The following is a 1,829-nucleotide window of genomic DNA, read 5'->3' on the forward strand; positions in this document are numbered from 1 at the left end:
GTAAGGGCGGGTGTTTAGCCCGCCCTCCCCACACCACCTAGCATGCGGGTCCGCACTAGGCGGTTCACAAGAAGGGAGCACACGAGGACTTCAGGCATAGCCATGCGCTTTCATCCACTGATCGCGAATGCTAATCAAGCCCTGGCCTTTCAGCCAGTCATTGGTCATCCCGGTTTGCGTGCCCAGCGAGCGGGACAGGTGCCAGTAGCTCTTGGAGCTCATGCCCGTCCAGATCGCGGTCCGTGCCCGTGTTCCCAGGGCCAGCAGGTGGCGAATGCGATTGCGCACCCCGCGCCACTGTTTCCAGTAGCACATGCGGATGCGCCGCCGCAGCCAGTGGTCCAACTCGGGAATCGGCCGGTAGTCGTCCGAGATGCCGAAGTAGCCCATCCAACCACGGACGTACTCGGAGAGTTTCTTGAGCCGGTACGCCATCGACACGCCCCAACTCCGTCCGGTCAGCTTGCGCAGCCGGTGGCGGAAGTCTTGGTAGGCGCGTTCGGACCAACGCAGCTTCTTGCCCCGGAACGTGAATCCCAGGAACTCGCAGTCGTCGGTCTTAACCACACGGCTCTTGTGCGTGTTGACCACTTGTGCGTGTTGACCACCAGCTTGAGCGTTCTGGTCAGAGAGCGAGACACGCTCGCCATGACCCGCTCACCGGCGCGGTGGCTACGCACGAGGATCAGCAGGTCGTCCGCGTAGCGCACGAACCGGTGCCCCCGACTCTCCAACTCCTTGTCCAGGTCATCCAAGAGGATATTGGCCAGCAACGGCGACAGCGGTCCGCCTTGCGGCGTGCCCATCTCCGTTGCTTCAAGGGTTCCTCCAACCAAGACACCCGCCCGCAGGTAGTGACCGATCAATGCCAGCAGCCGCTTGTCGCGCACCTTCCGACCCACGCGGGCCATCAGGACGTCGTGCTGGACCGTGTCGAAAAATTTCGCCAAATCCAGATCGACCGCGACGCGGTAGCCGTCACCGATATGGGCTTGTACCCGCCTCAAGGCTCCATGGGCAGAGCGTCCTGGTCGAAAGCCGGAACTCGCATCCGAGAACCCTGGATCGAAGATCGGCCCCAGGACTTGCGCAATGGCTTGTTGGATGACGCGGTCCATCACCGTCGGGATGCCGAGCAGTCGCTCGCCCCCGTTCGGCTTGGGAATCGTCACCCGTCTGACCGGCTGTGGCCGGTAGGTGCCATCACGCAGGGCTTGGCGGATCGCCGGCAAGTTCGAGCGTGCGAACTCGGGAAAGTCCTCGATGCGCATCCCATCGATCCCGGGCGCACCCTGGTTGGACTTCACGCGCCTCCATGCCTGTCGCATGTTCTCGCTCTCCAGCACCCGCTCCATCAGGTCGTCGTCGTGCAAGGCTGGCTGCGTGGCATCACGCCGCAACGCATCTCCCCCGGCGGGTTCAACGACGCGTGCGAGCAATCCACGGCTCCGCCTTGGCTTCTCATGTTCGGCCCTTCGTCGGGCGAGCGCTCCACGCTCGTTCGGCTACTATGGCCTCTGCTGACTTCTGTCCCGTCACGCCGAGCGTTGCCGCAAGACGCGCTGTCCGAGTCACGGTAGGGTCCGGTGGCGATTCCAGTGCTTTCGCACTGGCCCTCAGTCCGACTCCCATGGCGACCACTGCACCCTTAGGGTTCGATGGCGATTCCAGCCCTTTCGGACTGGGCCTCAGTTCGACTCCCATAGGCGCACGAACCGCTCGCGAGACAGATCTCCCCGGATAAGAACATGAACTTTCAGCGCACAACCGCCGCATTTACCCTATCCCCTGCACCTGATGGGTTTCGTCACCTCGTGCTGACTCACCCG

2 protein-coding genes are annotated in these 1,829 nt (G+C 63.0%); both read right to left on the reverse strand.

Translation table 11 applies throughout. The features are described from left to right. Positions 1-90: 90 nt before the first annotated feature. On the reverse strand, positions 91-435 hold the full coding sequence (locus tag VBE63_RS28500) for a group II intron maturase-specific domain-containing protein (RefSeq protein WP_323686354.1): 345 nt from the start codon (positions 433-435) through the stop codon (positions 91-93). 23 nt (positions 436-458) lie between these two features. Then, complete coding sequence (gene ltrA, locus VBE63_RS28505) at positions 459-1,439, reverse strand: group II intron reverse transcriptase/maturase (RefSeq protein ID WP_323686353.1); 981 nt, start codon at positions 1,437-1,439, stop codon at positions 459-461. Positions 1,440-1,829: the final 390 nt, after the last annotated feature.

Source organism: Lamprobacter sp., assembly GCF_034860625.1.
Taxonomy (GTDB): Bacteria; Pseudomonadota; Gammaproteobacteria; order Chromatiales; family Chromatiaceae; genus Lamprobacter.